The 19108-nt window shown below is 49.0% G+C and carries 18 protein-coding genes; 10 read left to right on the top strand and 8 right to left on the bottom strand.

All coding sequences use genetic code 11. The features are described 5' to 3' along the window. The first annotated feature begins 75 nt into the window (after window positions 1–75). On the top strand, window positions 76–396 hold the full coding sequence (locus H6F68_RS01225) for an STAS domain-containing protein (protein WP_190555888.1): 321 nt from the start codon (window positions 76–78) through the stop codon (window positions 394–396). A 325-nt stretch (window positions 397–721) separates the two neighbouring features. Then, a complete protein-coding gene (locus H6F68_RS01230) occupies window positions 722–1144 on the top strand; it encodes an anti-sigma regulatory factor (RefSeq protein ID WP_199299849.1) in 423 nt (140 codons plus the stop codon). Between the two features lie 45 nt (window positions 1145–1189). Here H6F68_RS01230 and H6F68_RS01235 read toward each other — a convergent pair whose 3' ends face one another. The 4 genes from H6F68_RS01235 to H6F68_RS01250 form a co-directional block, all read right to left on the bottom strand. Next, window positions 1190–1831, bottom strand: a complete 642-nt coding sequence (locus H6F68_RS01235; RefSeq protein ID WP_190555890.1) for a pentapeptide repeat-containing protein — start codon at window positions 1829–1831, stop codon at window positions 1190–1192. Window positions 1832–1970: 139 nt separating this feature from the next. Then, complete coding sequence (locus tag H6F68_RS01240) at window positions 1971–3698, bottom strand: succinate dehydrogenase/fumarate reductase flavoprotein subunit (protein WP_190555892.1); 1728 nt, start codon at window positions 3696–3698, stop codon at window positions 1971–1973. Window positions 3699–3888: 190 nt separating this feature from the next. Then, on the bottom strand, window positions 3889–4200 hold the full coding sequence (locus tag H6F68_RS01245) for a hypothetical protein (protein WP_190431802.1): 312 nt from the start codon (window positions 4198–4200) through the stop codon (window positions 3889–3891). A gap of 224 nt (window positions 4201–4424) precedes the next feature. Continuing rightward, window positions 4425–5408, bottom strand: a complete 984-nt coding sequence (locus tag H6F68_RS01250; RefSeq protein WP_190431801.1) for a GntR family transcriptional regulator — start codon at window positions 5406–5408, stop codon at window positions 4425–4427. Here H6F68_RS01250 and H6F68_RS01255 point away from each other — a divergent pair. From H6F68_RS01255 to H6F68_RS01265, 3 genes are all read left to right on the top strand, one after another. Beyond that, window positions 5394–5546, top strand: a complete 153-nt coding sequence (locus H6F68_RS01255) for a hypothetical protein (RefSeq protein WP_190555894.1) — start codon at window positions 5394–5396, stop codon at window positions 5544–5546. The genes H6F68_RS01250 and H6F68_RS01255 overlap by 15 nt on opposite strands. 145 nt (window positions 5547–5691) lie before the next feature. Further along, a complete protein-coding gene (locus H6F68_RS01260; protein ID WP_190555896.1) occupies window positions 5692–6441 on the top strand; it encodes a dienelactone hydrolase family protein in 750 nt (249 codons plus the stop codon). A 103-nt stretch (window positions 6442–6544) separates the two neighbouring features. Further along, the gene (locus tag H6F68_RS01265) at window positions 6545–7930 is read left to right on the top strand and encodes a serine/threonine-protein kinase (RefSeq protein WP_313929993.1); all 1386 of its coding nucleotides are present in this window, start codon (window positions 6545–6547) and stop codon (window positions 7928–7930) included. 49 nt (window positions 7931–7979) lie between these two features. Here H6F68_RS01265 and H6F68_RS01270 read toward each other — a convergent pair whose 3' ends face one another. Then, window positions 7980–8579 carry a VWA domain-containing protein gene (locus H6F68_RS01270; protein ID WP_190555898.1) on the bottom strand — a complete coding sequence of 200 codons (600 nt, stop codon included), beginning with the start codon at window positions 8577–8579 and terminating at the stop codon, window positions 7980–7982. Window positions 8580–8698: 119 nt separating this feature from the next. On the opposite strand from H6F68_RS01270, the gene H6F68_RS01275 reads away from it, so the two are divergent. Beyond that, complete coding sequence (locus H6F68_RS01275; protein ID WP_190555900.1) at window positions 8699–10045, top strand: serine/threonine-protein kinase; 1347 nt, start codon at window positions 8699–8701, stop codon at window positions 10043–10045. Here the strand turns inward: H6F68_RS01275 and H6F68_RS01280 are convergent. Further along, window positions 10020–12287, bottom strand: coding sequence for a recombinase family protein (locus H6F68_RS01280; RefSeq protein WP_190555902.1), 2268 nt, complete (start codon window positions 12285–12287; stop codon window positions 10020–10022). The two genes, H6F68_RS01275 and H6F68_RS01280, sit on opposite strands and share 26 nt — an antisense overlap. 118 nt (window positions 12288–12405) lie before the next feature. Here H6F68_RS01280 and H6F68_RS01285 point away from each other — a divergent pair, with 118 nt between their 5' ends. Continuing rightward, complete coding sequence (locus H6F68_RS01285; RefSeq protein WP_399312429.1) at window positions 12406–13428, top strand: S1 RNA-binding domain-containing protein; 1023 nt, start codon at window positions 12406–12408, stop codon at window positions 13426–13428. A 112-nt stretch (window positions 13429–13540) separates the two neighbouring features. On the opposite strand, the gene H6F68_RS01290 is transcribed toward H6F68_RS01285, so the two are convergent. After that, window positions 13541–14239 (bottom strand): hypothetical protein, encoded by a 699-nt coding sequence (locus H6F68_RS01290; protein ID WP_190555904.1) that lies wholly within the window; start codon window positions 14237–14239, stop codon window positions 13541–13543. A gap of 206 nt (window positions 14240–14445) precedes the next feature. Here H6F68_RS01290 and H6F68_RS01295 point away from each other — a divergent pair, with 206 nt between their 5' ends. Then, on the top strand, window positions 14446–15570 hold the full coding sequence (locus H6F68_RS01295) for an alpha/beta fold hydrolase (RefSeq protein ID WP_190555906.1): 1125 nt from the start codon (window positions 14446–14448) through the stop codon (window positions 15568–15570). A gap of 251 nt (window positions 15571–15821) precedes the next feature. Continuing rightward, entirely contained in the window at window positions 15822–16442 is a 621-nt protein-coding gene (locus tag H6F68_RS01300; RefSeq protein WP_190431786.1) for a TMEM165/GDT1 family protein, read from the top strand. 132 nt (window positions 16443–16574) lie between these two features. Here the strand turns inward: H6F68_RS01300 and H6F68_RS01305 are convergent, their stop codons facing one another. Continuing rightward, a complete protein-coding gene (locus H6F68_RS01305; RefSeq protein WP_190555908.1) occupies window positions 16575–17471 on the bottom strand; it encodes a tetratricopeptide repeat protein in 897 nt (298 codons plus the stop codon). 486 nt (window positions 17472–17957) lie between these two features. On the opposite strand from H6F68_RS01305, the gene H6F68_RS01310 reads away from it, so the two are divergent. Continuing rightward, complete coding sequence (locus H6F68_RS01310) at window positions 17958–19079, top strand: hypothetical protein (RefSeq protein WP_190555910.1); 1122 nt, start codon at window positions 17958–17960, stop codon at window positions 19077–19079. The last annotated feature ends 29 nt before the right edge of the window (window positions 19080–19108 follow it).

Consider the following 19108-nt stretch of genomic DNA (forward strand, 5'->3'; position numbering starts at 1 on the left):
AAGCATTGCTTTAACTACTTTCGAGCAGCGAGAGCAATATCACTTAAACCTAGATTCGTGAATGGATAGATGATCATGGACTCTCAAGTTACAGTAATTCAAGCTTCTGGATCAATTGATAGCATTAGTGGCAATCAGCTTCGGCGAGATGTGAGTGATGCGATCGCCTCCGGTGCAAAAACAATTTTAATTGACTGTGAAAAAGCTACCTTTATGGACAGTTCTGGGTTAGGGGCTTTAGTCATGATCCTGAAAACCGTGCGAGAAGCAGGCGGTAGGCTCGCACTTTGCGCCATTATTGATCAGATTGAAATGATTCTTCAGTTAACCAGTATGGACAGTTTGTTCGAGATTTTTCCCAACCGAGAAGCATTCGAGCAAAAGGTCGCCAGCTAGCTTAGATTTGGCGAAGAAGCTGATATTCTCCTTAGCGCAGCTTCATGCAGTAGCATCTATTTATTCCATCCCTGTTTTCTTTGAAGCAACTTTTAGGAATCAGGGGTGGGGTAAGCTTTAGTTACCTTCAATCTGACAACAACTCTGGTACATCAAAAATATAATGAACCTGAGTTTCCACTCTGAAAATTTTGCTTTATCATCCTTTGAGTAAGACAAAGCCAAGAAACGGTGGGACTGCATGAGTTAAATTTTTCTTGAGCTTTTCAAGGGAAATTTAACTTCTAAGCTCACTATAGTAATAGTTATTTAGATTAGGTTCCAGGTGACTTCACAAAATCGCCTTCAGGTAACGACAAATCTTACAGAACTCAATCAAGTATTGCTTTGGTTCGAGCAGTTGCATCAGCCAACAATTCCTAGAAAAATCTGGATTCAGTGTCAGACAGCCTTAGCCGAAGGATTTACCAATGCGGTCAAGCATGCTCATAGCAACTTACCGCCTGACACAATTGTTGAGATTGAGGTAACTATTACACCTCAACAACTAGAAATTTATGTCTGGGATTCTGGACCACCTTTTGACTTAATTCAAAATCTCAAAAGTCGCGAGCAAACCTTTGATCCGACTGCCTCTAGTGGTAGAGGGCTACAGCTAATCGCTCGGATTGCCGATCAAATTAGCTATGTTCGTACTGATGAGCAGCGTAATTGCTTATCAATGATTAAGTACTACCAAGCATCCTAAGATTGAACCAATCAGACGAGCGATCGCGGATATTAAGTTTTGGGCTTAGAGATGGCAGGTTGGATCTGGCAAAATAGCTCGGCTAAAGTTAGCAGAACTCAAATCAATTTCACTCAGATCGGCTCCGTGACAATTGGCATCACTAAAGTCAGCTTGACTGACAGCAGCACCTCTGAGATCAGCTTCTCTTAAGTCAGTTAAACTAAAATCTGTCTTAGTCAAACAAGCATTCACTAAATTCGTTCTGAGCAATTTAGCTTCACAAAGAATAGCTTTGTTTAAATTAGCAGACTTCAGAATTGCACCAGAGAGATCAGCGCCGCTAAAATCGGTTTCTTCCAGACTAGCTCCTGTGAAGTCTGCGTCTACTAGGGTCCCTCCCATAAATTTTGCCTGAGTGAAAATAGCGTCCTGAGCATTCGCACTTACTAAATTGCTACCGTTAAGATTAGCTTGTTTGCAATCCGCTTGCCGCAGGTCACTATTGAGTAAAATAGCTCCACTTAAATTTACTCCTCTTAGAATTGCGCCTTGGAGATTAGCAAAGCTGAGATTGGCTTGAACCAAACTAATTTCTCTTAAGTCTAAGTTGCTTAAATCTACCTGAATCTCAGGGTTTGCTTTTCGCCACTGGTTCCACTGCGAAACACCTTGCCGCAATAAGGATAAATATTCTTCGTTTTGCATATCAGACTAACCTAATCATTCTCTGGCGATCGCACAGTTAACTCACAACTGTGAGGAAGTTCAACAATTGTATTATTGAACTCGCTAGCTACAGTAGCGCCTTACGTAGGAAGTTCTTAAGAAAACTCGTTTCGAAAACTCAATATTTACGCTCTTGCGGCTGGAACATTGTGATAGTCACAGGGCGATCGCGCACATCAACCCCTGCCGGGGAGTAGTAAGACAACGTGTGCTTGAGGAAATTCGCATCATCTCGTTCGGGGTAATCTTCTCGCGAATGTGCCCCTCGGCTTTCTTGCCGCCATAGGGCTGACGTGATGATCATTTCTCCTACGGTCATGACGCTGCGGAGTTCTAAGGCTTCTAGAATTTCGGTATTCCAGAGTTTGCCTTTGTCATCTAAATAAATTTGTCCGTACTGTTGTTGCAGCGATCGCACTTTTTCTAGACCTTCGCGCATCCGAGCCTCGGTGCGAAACACCCCACAGTAGTCGGTCATGCAGTCTTGAAAGGCTTCCCGAATTTGGTTAATGCGGTACTCACCGGGTTGATCAAGCAAAGATTGGATTTGATTTTGGGTATCCGTCAGGTAACGCGACTCCTCCACATCTGGCAGCTTCCGGTTTTGCACATACTGAGCGATCGTTGCTCCAGTTTTGCGCCCAAAAACCACACACTCTAGCAGCGAGTTACTGCCTAAGCGGTTAGCGCCATGCACCGAGACGCAAGCGGTTTCTCCTGCGGCAAAGAAACTCTCGACCAAGCCCTCAGTACTACTGCGTACCTGACCTTCCGTGTTGACGGGAATGCCACCCATTGAGTAATGAATCGTAGGCCGCACAGGCATGGGTTCATGGACCGCGTCAATGCCAATCAGGCGATGCGCTTCTTCCCAGCAGAAGGGAATGCGGCTCATGATCTTTTCTTGGCCCATGTGGCGGAGGTCTAGGTAGACAAATGGCCCCCCAGCACTGCCATCGCGATGAACGCCTCGCCCTGCTTGGATTTCTCGCGCGATCGCCCGTGAAGTGATGTCCCGTGGAGCCAGTTCCATGCGGCTTGGCGCATAGGTAGCCATAAACCGCTCCCCTTCACTGTTGATCAGGTAAGCACCTTCGCCTCGCACAGCTTCGGAAATCAACACGCCCACTGGATACAGCCCTGTGGGATGGAACTGGACAAACTCCATATCTTCTAACGGCAGACCCGCGATCGCCGTCATCGCCAACCCATCTCCGGTGGAAGCAAAATCGTTGGAGGTGGTGTTGTAAACACGGCCATAGCCTCCAGTGGCGAACATCACTGCTTTGGCCCGCAGCACCTCCAGCTGCCCGTCTTCAATGCGGTACATCACCACACCTTTGGCCTGCCCCTCCTCCAAAATCAGGCGAGTCACATACCACTCTTCGTAAAGGTGCACGCCGTAGCGCATCAAATTAGTCACCAGTTCATGCAAAATCGCATGACCCGTTTTGTCAGCAGCATAACAAGTGCGATTGTGAGAATGCCCCCCAAAGGCTCGCTGAGCAATCCGACCATCGGGTAAACGGGAGAACAGCACTCCCATGTGTTCTAGGTCGATCACTACCCCTGGCGCTTCTTTGGTCAGAATTTCTACCGCATCCTGATCGGCCAGATAGTCGGAGCCCTTGACTGTGTCGAAGGCGTGAGCTTCCCAAGTATCACTGCTATCCACATTTTTGAGGGTTGCGGCAATGCCACCTTGAGCCGCTACCGAGTGGGAACGAATGGGATGGGTCTTAGCCACCAGAGCCACACTGAGGTTGGGGTCAGTGCGGATAATTTCAAGGGCAGCTCGACAGCCAGCCAAACCGCCCCCAACAATAATCACATCATGATCAATCATGCTCGAACCAGCTGGAAAACGCTTGTTCTACTATGGTGACGCAACTCAAAGTTTCCTAGCCAGCAGGTGAGAACTTCTTTAGAAATCTTTGATTGAGAGCTGCTAGGTAGACACAGCAAAGCATCACACCTCTCTACTGAGAAGCGTGATGCTGACACCAACTTTCTAAAGAGTTTCTAAGAAGGGCAGCTTAGCTAGCAGCCTGAGCGGGTCTCTGCGCTGGGATGTTGTTGGGAGCTGTTTCTGGTTTGGTTGCTGCATCTGTAGCCGTGACTTCAATATGATTAAACAGCGTAGTGACGAAAGCAAATAGCAAAAATGGCAACGACAACACCAGGATTAAACCTACCGTTGCTAAGGCATAAACGGGACGACTTGCTCCCATCAAAGCCAGAGCTGCGGCCAAACTTAAGAAAATTACAATCAACCAAACAATAATTTGACCATAAATATCCCCAAAGGTCAGAGTACAGATAAAACGATATTTCTGTATGTTATTCATGGTGTCTCTCTAGGTATTCCTTTAAATTCTTAAGTTAATTCGTGGTTCAACTTTTGGACAACTTCTCAATCTTTCGACAAAGGATGCAATATGTTGTTACAAAGCAGTCACTTTGACGTTACATAAGCAGTCACTTTTTGCGATTTAACCTGCGATCGCCCTGATTGGTATTAAAAAATATCTTCCCTCCCAAGCTAGAAATACCAACAAATTTTTAAGATGAACTATTCCAAGCCCAATTCTCGCTTGAGTAAGTTAATTGACTTGGTATTGATGTAGTTCTCACAACAGATGACTTGAGGAGGCCGAATAATATCCTCTCTCGCTGCCGCAACTGTCGCTTTCACGATCGAAAAACTGGCTTGGTCACTGATGATAATTTGGGCACTCCGCACGATCGCATTGAGCTTGTACGTGTCCTCGAGTTGCGAAGTCATCACCAGTACATCGTCTCCTCGCAAACTGTGAATAATGACTTCAGCGGCGCGGATAATGCCCGAACTGAGACTGATTAAGCCTAGGCAACTATCCTTCGAGAGCTTCTGAATAACTTGAATTTCCTGGGCGTAGTCGTAGATATCTACAGGGATCACCCGCACCGATTTAGGGCCTGCGATCGCCTCTGCTTCGCCAATAAAGTAGCGACTAGTCACGACCGTTCCAGAGCGAGTTTGAGCCAGCGTCCGCTCCAGTTCCTCCATCGGCACCAATTGCACCGGCATTTGCAGCTCTTGCTCGAGTTGGCGCACCATCAGTTCACCTGCCCCAATATCCTGGGTAGGAGCCGTGACTAAGACGCGAGCGCTACACCGCAGCCGCCAATCTACTTCCGCCAAAAATAGTTCTCGCGCCTCATTCAAAGAACTACCTTGCTTCAGCAGCTCATCCAAACTTTGCCGAATCAGCTTGTGGGCTTGAGGATATTGTTCTAGCAAAGGCGATCGCTGTTTGGAGGAGCCTTCATCTCCTTGAATCCGCACGTAGATGCCAGAGCCAGCAATAGACTCTACAAACCCCGCTTCTTCCAGTTGGCGATAGACCTTACTGATCGTGTTGCGATGCAATCCAGTCTGCATAGCGAGCTGACGGGTACTCGGCAAACGATGCCCTGGGGGAAACTGCCGCGAGGCGATCGCGAAGCGAATTTGGTTGAAGAGTTGGGTAGACGCCGGAATTTCACTATCCGGTTGAATATGAAATTGGATCATGCCAATGCCTCCAGCGGCCCCGATACAGGAATTGATGGTCTACAGCTAGTGATGATCGAAGCTTATCAAGCCCTAGCTCGTAATTTTCAGAAAAAAAGTGTTTTGCTTGCCAGTGCTCACAAAACCATTCCAGTATGAACTGCGATCGCCCCTCAGCGCTTCCTTATATTGGTTCACCTGATGGTATGAGCTTGTCATCGTCACAGATTTCTAGACTGAGTTCAGCCAAATAAATTTCTTCCTCTAGAATTTGAAGGGCGGCTTCACTCAACTTGAACGGCATATGGCAGACCAAGGAATTCAAACTCAACAGATTCAGGTTTCTAGCGGAGGTCTAGAGATCGCAGCTTATTTAGCCCAGCCTAGCGCCGCAGGGACATTTCCTGGCGTTGTGGTGCTGCAAGAGATTTTTGGCATCAACTCGCATATTCGGGACGTGACTGAGCGAATCGCAAAACAAGGATATGTCGCGATCGCCCCTGCTTTGTACCAGCGCCAAGCGCCGGGATTTGAAACTGGATACCAGCCAGAAGACATTCAAGTAGGCAGAGAGTACAAAGACAAAACCAAAGCCAGTGAGCTTTTGGGAGATATTCAAGCCGCGATTAACTATCTGAAGAGCTTGCCCAATGTAGCGGGCGATCGCATTGGTTGTATTGGTTTCTGCTTCGGTGGTCACGTTGCTTACCTCGCCGCCACCCTACCCGACATCAAAGCCACTGCTTCTTTCTACGGAGCTGGTATTGCCACGATGACCCCAGGGGGTAGCTTACCTACAGTCAGCCGCACGGGTGAGATTCAAGGTAGCCTGTACGCTTTCTTTGGGGAGCAAGATGCCAGCATTCCGCCAGAGCAAGTGCAAAAGATCGAAGCCGCTCTCAAGTTACATCAAATTCCGCATCAAGTCTTCCGCTACTCTGAGGCTGAACACGGCTTCTTCTGCGATCAACGGGCAAGCTACAACTCAGAAGCTGCTCAAGACGCTTGGCAGAAGGTATTGCGCCTGTTTGAGACAACTTTAACTGCTGGCTAGTATGAAACCTTCACATTTCTCAAACTCAGCGAATCTGCGGCTAGATTGGGAATGCTAATTTCTCAAGCTTTACAATTGCCGTCAGATGTTGCAAGCAGACTAAGTGTTTCAGGAGCGCTACCAACTCAAACAAAAACTAAGGCAGAATGCAGGACGGCAAACCTGGCTGGCTGAAGATTTACAAGTAGCGCCCCCAGAGCCTGTGATTATCAAGCTCCTCACCTTTGGCGGGGATATGCAGTGGGATGACTTGAAGCTGTTTGAACGCGAAGTTCAAGTCCTCAAGCAAGTCAATCACCCCCACATCCCCAAGTACCGAGATTCTTTTTCCATTGATGACCGCACGCTTTGGTTTGGCTTGGTTCAGAGCTACATTCAGGGTAACTCGCTCAAGGATCTCCTAACGCAAGGCAAGAAATTTACCGAGACCGAAGTTCGTAAAATCGCGGTTTCAGTTCTGCAAATTCTGATTCACCTGCACAAACTCAATCCCCCGGTTCTGCATCGCGACATCAAGCCCAGCAACTTAATTTGGGGCGAAGATCAAAACATTTATCTAGTAGACTTTGGTGCGGTGCAAGATCGAGCCGCAGCAGAGGGGGCAACATTTACTGTTGTGGGCCCCTATGGCTATGCCCCAATGGAGCAGTTTGGTGGTCGTACTGTCCCTGCTTCCGATTTATACGCCTTGGGCGCAACTCTGGTTCATTTGTTAACTGGCGTGGCTCCTGCGGATTTGCCTCAGTCTGATCTGACAATTGAGTTCCGCGATCGCACCAACGCTAGTTCTCATTTAGTCAGTTGGATTGAAAAACTAGTAGAACTATCTCTCAAGCGGCGCTTTAGTCAAGCCCAACAAGCACTAGAGGCTCTCAAATCAAGCACTCTAACCCACACAGCGAATTTGAAGAGCCATTCAAGCACTCTAACCCACACAGCGAACTCGAAGGGCCATCCACCTGTAGGGACTCGTGTAAAGGTTCAGAGGTCTAGACATGAACTTGTGATTGCAATTCCTCCAAAGAAACAACCTTTTTGGAAAGCTCCAAGAGCGGAAGCTCAAGATTTCGCAATCATTTTTATAGGTTTCAGTCTAGTTTCTTTGTTGGCTGTCTTTGGTTCTAGTTTTTTTCCTGCCTCTATCGGCTTTAGTTTTTTTGCTGTCTCTATTAGCTTTGTTTATGCTGCATTCTTCTGTTTTCACCTAATAAGGGTGTACACTCACCAGCGCATTGTAATTAACCAAAACCAGTTTTCGGTTCAGATATTTGTGTTAAATGACTGTATTGGGCAACGTCAAGGCTCTTCTAAAGACATTCTAGACGTGTTTCAAAGCGTACAAGTTTCAAGGGATGACAGAGTAGGGAAGGAAATAATTACCATCCAGACATCGACTCAGTGCTATTCTTTTGGACTGGGTTTAAGTACGATGGAGTGTCTTTGGATTGCCCAGGAAATTAGGAGCTGGTTGGCCTTGGAGCGTCAGTGAGCTGTATTTCGCTAAAGTTGAAGCTTCCGGTGCAGCTCACCTAGGTTGCTTAATCGTGGATTGCGTTTGTCAGCACTTCTGCAAGGCTCATATCTGCCATGTCATCAAATGTAATGGTGTCGCAGATATCAAACTTTGCCCCAATGCCTTGCATTTGGTCGTCCAAGGCTTTGAGAAATTTACTAGCTTGGGAGTCATTGCCCACCTGGATGAAGGAAATCGCTAATTCTTCGTCTCGCTCAAGCTGGCGGGAAGCGTTCACAATCACTTCCATTACCGCTCGGCGATCGTCTGGTTCACCGTCGGTAATCACCAAAATCGTCTCTCCCTGCTTTGTCTGTTTGGCCTGCTTGCGTTGGAGATAGCTGTTGGTGGCATCGTGCAACACAGAAGCCAGATTGGTTGTACCAGACGGATCGTTCTCTAGAAACAACTGATCAACCTTTGCCGAGGTGACGTTGTCGTAACGCTTGAAACGGCTAGAGAACAGATAAACGGTGATGCCATCTGGATCAAATTGCTCACACTTTCTCGCTAGTGCCAGGGTAGATTCTTGCACTTCTGCCCACCGGGTTCGCCCTCCCCGCTGGTCTGGAGTAGACATGCTACCGCTCTTATCGATGATGAGTGTGTAGTCGCGGTCTTTCATGGATCTGTAGAGGATTTTTGTTCATCCTAGTGAGTCTGATTAGAGAAACACACCAGAATTTGCAATTCCTTAAGAACAGGTGGCACATTGGAGGAAAAGCAGCAGGGTACTCGAACAGGATGCTAGAGCCAGGACAGGTGATTTGCGATCGCTATCAACTCCAAGCCCAACTCAACGATCATCCTGTCCGAAAGACCTGGCTAGCCATAGATTTAGCAGTAGCAGACGATGAAGCCAACCAAGTCGTTATCAAATTGCTAGCGGTTGAAGGCTTAACTCAGTGGGAGCATGTGAAACTGTTTGAGCGTGAAGCACAAGTCCTCGAACAGCTAGATTATCCTCGTATTCCCCAGTACCTCGATTACTTTTGTTTGGAGAAGAAGCCGCTGTGGTTTGGCTTGGTAGAGGAGTACATTCCGGGTGTCTCTTTGAAAGAGTTAATTACCCAAAGCGAAAAGTTTACTGAGTTAGAGATTCGAGACATTGCCACAGCAATTTTGGAAACGTTGATTTACCTGCACGAACTTAGCCCTCCAGTGCTGCACCGAGACATCAAGCCCAGCAATATTATTTGGGGCGATGATGGTGAGATTTATCTAGTAGATTTTGGGGCGGTGCAAGATCGAGCGGCGACGGAAGGCTCTACGTTTACCGTGGTGGGAACTTACGGTTACACGCCTCTAGAGCAGTTTGGGGGTCGTGCAGTTCCTGCTTCCGATCTTTATGCCTTGGGAGCCACTTTGATTCACTTAGTCACAGGCGTTGCTCCCGCCGATTTACCCCAGAAAGATTTGCGGTTGGAATGGCGCGATCGCGTTAGTCTCAATCCTCATCTGCTCGACTGGATTGGCCGCTTAACGGAGCCTGCTCCCGACAACCGTTTCAGTACCGCTCGTGAAGCATTGGTTGCGCTGGAATCTGGGTTGCAAGGAGCGAAGGAGCGATCGCGCCAGCATCCGACTGCTCCTCTAGCAAAAGCGCCAGAGGGAACTCAGGTCAAGCTAAGGCAAGCCGAAACTGAGATGCAAATCGAAATTCCTGCGAGAGGGACAGGGCTTACATTGCCCTTCTTGTCATTAGCTTTGTTCTTTTTTGTCTGTTCATTTCTAATTGCGCTAAGCCGAGGCTATTGGGACTGGGCGTTTGGCTACCTAATTCTGTCGCTCACAGTCTCGTTTTTGACTTATACGTCTGCTTGCCCAACCCGCGTTTACTTCGACAAACACTGCTTCGTCATCTACAGAAAAATCCTGGGCTATATCCCGGAAAAACCGGATGGTGGTATCGGCGAAATCGAAGATGTGTTTGAAGATAGCACCGAATCTAAAATCTCCTCTGGAGCAGAAGTTCGCCGCAGAATCACGATTCAGGCAGGGATGCGTGAATATTCTTTTGGTGAAGGTTTGAGCCGAGCTGAGTGTTTGTGGTTAGTGCAGGAAATCAAGGGCTGGTTGAACTTGCCATAAGGGCATCCTCTGTCACCATCGGTTCTGTCACCATCGGCACTGAAGCATTCACCAACGACAGCAGCGTGCCGATTTGCTCTTGACCGTTGGTTGCCAAGTCGCTATGGCAGAGAAATACGCGATCGCCCGCTCGACCTAACAAATCCAGCAAAATCCGTTGCAACCGTCGCTCTAAAGCGGCCATCGAATCGGCTTCAGTCCAAGGCGTGCCTGACCAGCTTCGCAAAAATAAAGGTGCGCCAAACAAAGTTTCAGAACCTGTGAGCCAGCGCGGGGAGCCTGCATCTAGCCAGAATTGCCAACGATGAGACAAACGGTTGGAGCAGTACTGAAAAATCGTTGCCAAAGTCACTGCTTGATTGGCAGTCCTCCCAGTCCTCACTGGATAAGGATCGGCTGTGATCGTACCACCGCGCAACAGTTGAATAAAGTTGCTAACCGTGACAGAAGCGGGCGTATCGGCATTCTCGCTTTGCCGTAGTCGCGCATCCACTTCCCAATAATGCTGGGCGGTCTCTATCAGTTCTCGGAGAGTCGCGAGTTGATCGAAGGGCAGGTGACTACCATTCCACAAGAACTTTTGCATGGCGCGGTCCAGAATCGCGATCGCCCCTGGAACTAGGTGTTGTTCTTGCTGTAACTTCTGAGTTTCGATCCACCGCACAATCTCGTCATAAGCCTTAGTTGCTTCATAACCCAAGCGATCCCAGCGGGGGAATTCGGTAGTAGGAAGTAATCGGGGGGAATCCGGGTGCGGTTCAAAACAGTGATCGGCTAGGAGGCCAGCACGGACGGGGTCGATGGAGGGATGAAGGATGTTCGCCTTTGGCGTTCCCGTAGGGTGGGATGAAGTTTTGGAGTTGGTAGATGCTAAATCTTGCCCTTCAGGGTGGGGAGTTTGGCTGAGGACGACTAGCATTTCGGCTACAGCGTCTCGGTTGATCAGTCGGCCTAAGTTGGGGTAGACCAAGGTGAGCAGCGTCAGTAAGGCTCGCACCATTGCGGAACTGGCTAGGGGCCGTTGGTCATTAATCGATTCAACTGCGATGCCATGTTTGCCCAGGATTTCTCGCAGGGTATAACGGGCGATCGCGTCTACACCAGGGCCAATCACGGCAATTTCGTGGGGTTGTGCTTGCCCTGACCCCACCGCTTGCACGATCGCTTGAGCGGTCTGCCGCAACAACTGCGCGCGAGAAGTCGTTTGTAACGATTGCACTGCCTCTGGTAGCTGGGTGAGAAATAAAGGATCGGTGACAACTTCCACCACAGACAACCCCACCTGATTCGCCAAGCCAGGATTGACGTTTGCAGATAACTCCACGACTCGACACCGCGTTGCCAAATCACCTAAATGCTGTGGATCAGCACCCAAACCCAGACGGATGCCACCCTTAGGGTTGTAGGTAAACGCGCCTACGGCTCCGTGCTCCAGCAAGCATTCAAACAACTGCCGCGCGATCGCAGGGTAGTTATCCACATCATCGGCTAGAACTGCTTGATAACGCCGACTCAGGTGCTGCTGATAGGTGAGGTTGGGCAACAGATAGCGCCAGTACAGTTCGCAGAGCAAACCGTAGGTGAGCAAGCCACGTTCCAAGCACCAACTGCGCCACTGGCACAACAACTCCCCAAACAAAGCCGAATCTTGCCCAGATAAACCCACTTCTACAATGCCAGGAATATCCTCGGTGGCAGTACCCGCCAGAGCCGCCAGTTGTAACCAGTCCAACAGTCGCCGCACCAGCCGATACTCCCCCACACCAGAGCGTTGCAACACTTCAGGCGTGAGTTGCGATCGCCACAATCTCGTAGCCAATTCTTGCTCATTTTCGGGTCGCAGTCGGACAGGAAACTGCGCTTTCACTTGTAACTGCTCTACCAACAGCGGCCAAAACAGCAACACTTCATCCTGAAAGAAACCAATTGGCGTAGCAGACTGAATTGGGCACTCGCCTTGAGTTGCGGAGGTAAGACGATCGACCAACTCTAAACGGTTGTCCCCAGTGGCGGCAAAAACCAAAATTGCGGAAGCAGTTTGCTGCATCTGGGAGCGTTGCGATCGCTCTACCATCAATTGCTGAAGTCGCTCTGAAACGGGTCGCCCTTCTTTCATGGGGACGGGTGGGCGATCGCGATTTTCTCCTAGCCCCGCTTGCACCCAAGCCTTAAACTGATTCACCAAATAAGCCGTTTTACCGCTACGGGTTGGCCCCACGATCCAAACAGAGTCAGCAGCCACCAGAAATGCCTCAAGCGCCTATCACCCCCAGGATAGACTTTTTCTCAACCGTCCTGAACTGCGTAGGAATTGACTATAGTGAGAAAATCCACTCTGCCTCTGCCGTTGCCCTTGCTTCATGAAGAGTCCTGACGGAAAGCTTTCAGTTGCATCTGAGCGCGATACCTTAGAGCAAGTGGTACTGAGCATTATCGCCTCAGTTCATCTCATTATTTTCACTGTTCAATCTCATATGACTTCAAAATCGCCCCGTTCTCAAGCTACTCCGTCCTTCTCGATGGATGATTTTGCGAGAGCCTTAGAACAACATGACTATGGGTTTCAATCCGGTCAAGTTGTGCGAGGAAAAGTGTTCAACTATGAAGCGAATGGCGCTTATGTGGACATTGGTGGTAAATCTCTCGCCTTTGTGCCGACTGAAGAAGCTGCCTTGAGACGGGTTACAGATTTATCCGCAGTTTTGCCGCTCAATGAAGAGCAAGAATTTGTCATTATTCGCGACCAGGATGCTGACGGTCAAGTCACGTTGTCTCGTCGTCGCTTGGAGATGAATCGAATTTGGGAAGAAGTCGCTGACTTGCAAAATAGCAGCCAGTCGGTCCAGGTGCGGGTCACAGGCACCAACAAGGGTGGCGTCACTGTGGATGTGCGCGGGTTGCGTGGCTTTATTCCGCGATCGCATTTAGTAGAGCGTAACGACCTGGAAGCCCTCAAAGGCCAAACTCTCACCGCGAGCTTCCTAGAAGTTGACCCCAACCGTAACAAACTCATCCTCTCTAACCGGATGGCGACTCGTGCAGCTAGCATGAGCAATCTGGAAGTAGGTCAACTGATCGAAGGCAAAGTCACCAGCATCAAGCCGTTTGGCGTGTTTGTAGACTTCAGCGGCACCACGGGTCTGCTCCACATCAACCAAGTCAGCAATCGCTTCATCGAGTCCCTGCCCTCTCTATTCGAGGTAGGGCAACCCATCCAAGCCATGATTGTAGACCTAGATGCGACTCAAGGTCGTGTGTCTCTCTCCACGAAAGTTCTAGAAAACCACCCTGGAGAAATGGTGGAACAAATGGCAACCGTCATGGCCGAAGCCGAAGCCCGTGCTGAAAAAGCGAATAAGAAGCGTGAGCGAGACAGCGCTTAATTAATTCGTAGTTCGTAATTTGAAATTTTAAGGTGGGCCATGCTCACCTTATTTTTTTATTGATGCAATGAATCAATAGCGATCGCAAGATTAAAAGAAGCAGAAAATCAGATTAATTGGGTTCCTCTACGTTGTCTTCAGAAACTGGCTTGTACCTCTCCCACGTAAGCTCAACTATTTTTGAGGTTGGATTGACTACAAGCATGTGATCACTGGTCAAGATAACTAAGTCATTCTCGACTATGAACAATTGCACGGAAGAGTCTCGTGCATACTTACTCAAAACTTTGGAGATTAAATCATGAGAAATGTCGATAGCTTCAAGCAGCGCGCCTTCTGCATTGTATTGTGCAATCATTAGTTGGCTTGAACTACTGTGGTGCTTGAGTATGCCATAGAAACGATCTTCTTTAGGCTCGTAAGTCAGCGCCGCTAGATTGATATTCTGCATATCTGTGACAACAGCCCACTGCTGAGTTGCTGGCAAGTACTCATACATGTAACCACTGACGACAATGAGGCGTTGACGTTTGGTATCAAAGGCAATTCCACACGGCCAGCTCAATCTCGGTACATTGTCTGTTAGTTTCATTTCAGTAGCCGTCTTATTTTCAAGGCTGACCTGAAATACTTGATGTGTAGACAATCCGTAAAGCTGTTCCGTTGCTGGGTCGCAAACAACATGCCTCAGCTTACCTGGCAGAGGTTTGAGACGATCAACGTTTGGGCCTGTCAATGTAAAGTCGCCGTAAGAGGTTAATAGGTGGGGATGGAAGCCAACCTTTGTAAAAAAAGTTGCTCGAAAGCTCATTAGTGCTGCTCTAACCGCTGTTCCCTTGCTGCTTCAATAAGAAGTCTAAAATCTGACCAATACGTTCTAGCACAGAATTTGTGGTTTGCTGATTGCTGAGCAAAGTTTCTAACCTCTGGTGGTTGCTGAAGTTGAGGCGTTTCTTCTAACCTACTTCTCAATGTCGTAAGACATGGGTTATAGGAGTCGGAGCCAAGAGGTTAATCATGCTATTCACGCCCCTCGATTTTGTGTTTCGGTGGCTGGCAGGAATATTTTCGATCGCGTTACTAGGCGGCGGCATCTACATCCTGCACGAATGGTATGAGGGGGATTTAATCTCACGGGCTTGGTTAATTTCTGGCTGGGTCATGACGCTTTGGTCCTTTGTGGGTTTCCTACCACTCATCCTCTTCCGCCGTTCTGGCAAGGATGAACCTAAAGCCATTCGCAGTAAAGAGGTTCGTAAGATTCCCCGACCGGATGGCAGCGAAATTCATGTCGAGTTTTACGGCCCAGCCGATGCTCAACCGATTATCTTCACCCACGGTTGGGGACCGAACAGCACCGTTTGGTACTACGCTAAGCGGCAACTGAGCGATCGCTTCCGCTTAATCGTTTGGGACTTACCTGGTTTAGGTAAATCTAAAAAGCCGCAAAACGAAGATTACTCCATCGAAAAATATGCCAGTGATTTAGAGGCAGTGTTGGCAATGGTAGGAGACAAGCCAGCCATTCTCCTGGGACACAGCATGGGTGGCATGATTATCCTCACCTTTTGTCGCTTGTTTTCACAGGAGTTGCGCGATCGCGTCGCTGGCCTTGTCTTGGTGGACACGACCTATACCAACCCTCTCAAGACCGCAATTCTGAGTCGCCTGTTACAAGCACTCCAGAAACCTTTAATGGAGCCACTGTTGCACTTGACGATTTGGTTATCGCCACTGTTTTGGTTAATCAGTGGCTTGAGCTACCTCAACGGTTCCATGCACATCACTACTGAAATTTCTGGCTTTACCGGGCGAGAAACACGAGGGCAACTCAACTTCTCTACTATTCTGGGACTGATTGCTCAACCAGGCATTTTAGCCAGAGGGGTGCTGGCGATGTTGCGCTACGACGAGAGAGCCACGCTACCCACCGTTGCTGTGCCGACGCTAGTGATTGCGGGTCATGCAGACATCGCCACCGTACCTGCCGCTCACGAATACATGAGCAGCCACATTCCCAACGCCGAATTGAAGTTCCTCCGCCCTGCGGGTCACATGGGGTTGATGGAACGTAACGAACAGTTTTCCGCAGCGGTCAGCTCGTTTACAACTGCTTGTTCCTGCTTCAAGGGCTTGGCGTAGTTTAAGAGGGCGATCGCAAAACTCGTAAATCCATGTATAATTACTCATAGTTTGAAGGGGAGTAGCTGCTAGCGCAGAACAGCTAGCCCATCTGAATCAACATACTGGCGATGAGCCTGGTTCAGGTGACAAGTTTTTAGATTACTTGGAAGCGAGACCTTCACTAAGTTCACATCTGAGGTGAGCTTGGTGGGGTCTTTTGCTCTACTTAAGCCACCTCAAGGCTAGAGACGTTTGAGGAGCTTGAGTCAGTGCTGACAGCCTTTACTGCTGGGTTATCGCTAATTACGGTTTCCGAATTAGGAGACAAAACTTTCTTCATCGCCGCAATCTTAGCGATGCGTCACCCCCGTCGGTGGGTCTTTACGGGTGCAGTTTTAGCGCTTGCCCTCATGACTGTTTTATCTGTGCTGTTGGGGCAAACGGTTTCCCTGTTTCCTAAGGCGCTGATGCACTACTTGGAAGTCGTTCTACTCGCTGCCTTTGGGCTGAAGCTGCTGTATGACGCGCAGCAAATGCCTGCCGAGAACACCGGAGATGAAGCGAAAGAAGCCATGAATGTGGTTGAAGAAGCGGAAGCAAAATCACCTCAACACCAAACTTGGTTAGCGATTTGCATTGAAGCATTCACACTGACTTTCGTCGCAGAGTGGGGCGATCGCACGCAATTTGCCACTATTTTTCTGTCTGCCGCCAACAACCCCATTGGGATCACTTTAGGGGCAATTCTGGGTCACGCCATTTGCGCGGCGATCGCTGTATTTAGTGGCCGCCTGGTCTGTCAGCGGATCTCCGAGCGAGTCATGACCGCAATAGGTGGTTTGCTATTCCTGATTTTCGCAGGAGTGGCTTGGTTAGAAGGTAGCCATTAGGAATGAGAAGTCAGACGTGAGGAATCAGAAGCCAGAGAGTCCGACGTAAGGCATTTACGAGAGGCTCACTTTCTTGACTGCTAATTTCTGGCTCCTCATTCCTGATAACCTTCATCCCTCATCCTTAGCGGCCTAAGGTGCCGCTGGCGAAGGTTGATCTGCTGGTGGGCTAGCAGGTACTTGACTTGGAGCAGTGGTCGGGGCGGTTGTGGGTGGCGTTGGTGGTTTACCGCTTGCCAATTGGTTAATTTGGTCTTTGTACTCAGCGGGAGCTAGGCTGATCGCGGAATTAAACAGGGGTTTAGCAGCCTCATCCTTACCTTGCTGCTTGAAAACAAGGGCTTTAGCTAAAACTGGACGAAAATCTTTGCCGCTACTCTTAATCGCTTCGTCATAGATTGTGATCGCCTCGTCGTAGCGCTTCTGCTCCGCGTATACCTGGCCTAGTAACAACTGGACAGAGGGCACATCTACGCTTCCTGGCTTTACCTGGTTGGTTTCATTGGCTGTTTTGAGAGTATCTTGCAGTAAGCCCACAGCAGCTTCAGGCCGTTTTTGCTCAATCAGCAAACCCACCAAGCCTTGCAGCGCTATCATATCTCCCGGTTTCGCGGTCAAAATAGTGCGATAGGATTCTGCCGCACCTTCGCGATCGCCCGCGTACTGCTTCGCTTGAGCCAGCAACACCCCATAGCGGGTTTGGTCAGGATTCAGCTTGGCCAGCTTTTCTAAAGGCTCAACCACGCCTTTAATATCTTGCAGTTGTAGTCGTGCCTCCACTAAACCCCGGAGAGCGGTTTGGTTGTCTGGCTCTCGCTGCAAAACGAGTTCATACCCTTTCGCCTGAGCTTTCAATTCCTCTTGCTTCGCGGTAGGCGTGGCTTGAGCCGAGGAGGGAGTTGGCTCACCACCAGATTGCTCGGCCTTAAAAGCATCCCCTAGGAGCGGGAACAGAGAAAAGCCGACAAAGGCAACGACTGCCAGAATTAGCACAACATTAACGATCCAGCGACGCCGCTTCTCAGTCACACAACTGCCTTGAACTCTACGAACATTTTAACGGTCTCCGGGTCAGACCTCTGCTTTCAGCCAGCGTAGCCCGACCCCTAAGCTATTTACTTTAGTGCAGAGCGGTTCTCAATAGCTGGGGTTCCCACCCTGATCGCACTTCCTGCTGAGCTCATTGCAGTTCAAAAATAATCTTGCTTAATCTCCACTGGCTAACTCGGTAGATAAAGCGATCGCATCAAATATTAAGCTTTAAAGTTTTCTTTTATCCTAGAAAAACACCTTGACAGAATTGAACTCATCCTCTAAGAACTCCCTTGATCGGCTTTAGAGCAAAAGTTATGTGCAATACGTTTCTACAGACTGCGAGAATTTACGCACGGGTTGCCTAAATCACTAATTCCAATTAAAGATTGCAGAAACTTTGCGGATCGGTCCGTAGAGTGATTGCATTCAGTAAAATAAGCAGACTGATGCAATCATGCCTCCTGTCTGCAAACAACATCTATGAGTTCCTCTCCCAAGCGGCCCCATAAGCCCCCTGAGTCTGTATCATCTCATCAGGCTTCGCCTGCTTCTGACCCAACCTCCAACTTGGGTTCAGACTTTGCCCATGAGCAGACTTCAAGTTCATCTCCTGCTCCCACCCCTTTACAGACTCCAGCAGATCAACTATCTGAAATGACGTCAGAATTAGCTTCAACTGTGAATGCAGCAGAACTGACCCCACCGGCTGCTCCTGTAGCCCTTGGGATCAAAAGTTCTGAAGACCCAGTCTCCCGTAGCGAGGGTGACGAACTATCCGAGCAGGCATCAGTTATGCGGCAACAACCCATCCCTCCCCCAAGCGAACCCAAGCAGTACCGGGCCATTGGCTTAATTCGAGGACGATACGTTGCATCGCCAGACCACTTTACTCGCGGCAATCTAGTCACCTCTGATGGCACCGCTATTGATGCTGTGCTGTTAGGTCGGGTGATGAGCTTGGTGAGAAAGCATTTAGATCTAGAGCAAGAGCACCTCTGGGTTGTGTATCCACGTACAAGGGAAAAAGAGGCAAACTTACACGCCCAAATTGTGGGAGTTTGGGAGCCAGAAAAATTAAATCAGGCTGATGAAGGCACCCCTCAACCCGCTACCGAGGAACCAACCGAGGCAGGCACCCCCGAAGTCTCGGCTTCTTCTGATCACGAAGATGGCTATTTTTCCATTCGGGGTGAGGTAATTTATCAAGCTCTCGATGAGGAGCGAATTATTGTCAAAATTAGACAGTCTCCCCGCAAAGATGCAGATGAGGAGAAAACTTTTAAGCTATTACTTCAGGGTAATTTAACGGGTAAGGCAGTTGGCCACTTCTGGGATTTAAATGCCTATCGTCAAGGCGATGTTTTAGTGATCCGTGATGGCACCTCTATTGGTCTGTTGCCTCCGCGCAAACGCCAAGCGCACGAGCGGCCCAGAGCAGGCGGTGTGGGTGGCAGAAGACCCAGAGATGGGCAGCGTCCGAGCCGTCCGAGTACTCGTCCAGTCGCTAATGCTGGAGGTAGCGCTGGAGTAGCACCCGTCAGAAAGGCACCCTTGCCTAAGCCAGTAAAGCGGAAGGACAGTTCAGACGCACAACCTGAATAAAGTTAATTTTTTTGCAACAGTAGGTTGAA

This window comes from Trichocoleus sp. FACHB-262, from assembly GCF_014696035.1.
Taxonomy (GTDB): Bacteria; Cyanobacteriota; Cyanobacteriia; order FACHB-46; family FACHB-46; genus Trichocoleus.

Coding starts and splice junctions, on each gene's coding strand:
- H6F68_RS01225 (WP_190555888.1), top strand. CDS start 76: ATGGACTCTCAAGTTACAGTAATTCAAGCTTCTGGATCAATTGATAGC.
- H6F68_RS01235 (WP_190555890.1), bottom strand. CDS start 1,831: ATGCAAAACGAAGAATATTTATCCTTATTGCGGCAAGGTGTTTCGCAG.
- H6F68_RS01240 (WP_190555892.1), bottom strand. CDS start 3,698: ATGATTGATCATGATGTGATTATTGTTGGGGGCGGTTTGGCTGGCTGT.
- H6F68_RS01245 (WP_190431802.1), bottom strand. CDS start 4,200: ATGAATAACATACAGAAATATCGTTTTATCTGTACTCTGACCTTTGGG.
- H6F68_RS01255 (WP_190555894.1), top strand. CDS start 5,394: ATGAAATTGGATCATGCCAATGCCTCCAGCGGCCCCGATACAGGAATT.
- H6F68_RS01250 (WP_190431801.1), bottom strand. CDS start 5,408: ATGATCCAATTTCATATTCAACCGGATAGTGAAATTCCGGCGTCTACC.
- H6F68_RS01260 (WP_190555896.1), top strand. CDS start 5,692: ATGGCAGACCAAGGAATTCAAACTCAACAGATTCAGGTTTCTAGCGGA.
- H6F68_RS01270 (WP_190555898.1), bottom strand. CDS start 8,579: ATGAAAGACCGCGACTACACACTCATCATCGATAAGAGCGGTAGCATG.
- H6F68_RS01275 (WP_190555900.1), top strand. CDS start 8,699: ATGCTAGAGCCAGGACAGGTGATTTGCGATCGCTATCAACTCCAAGCC.
- H6F68_RS01285 (WP_399312429.1), top strand. CDS start 12,406: ATGAAGAGTCCTGACGGAAAGCTTTCAGTTGCATCTGAGCGCGATACC.
- H6F68_RS01290 (WP_190555904.1), bottom strand. CDS start 14,239: ATGAGCTTTCGAGCAACTTTTTTTACAAAGGTTGGCTTCCATCCCCAC.
- H6F68_RS01295 (WP_190555906.1), top strand. CDS start 14,446: ATGCTATTCACGCCCCTCGATTTTGTGTTTCGGTGGCTGGCAGGAATA.
- H6F68_RS01310 (WP_190555910.1), top strand. CDS start 17,958: ATGAGTTCCTCTCCCAAGCGGCCCCATAAGCCCCCTGAGTCTGTATCA.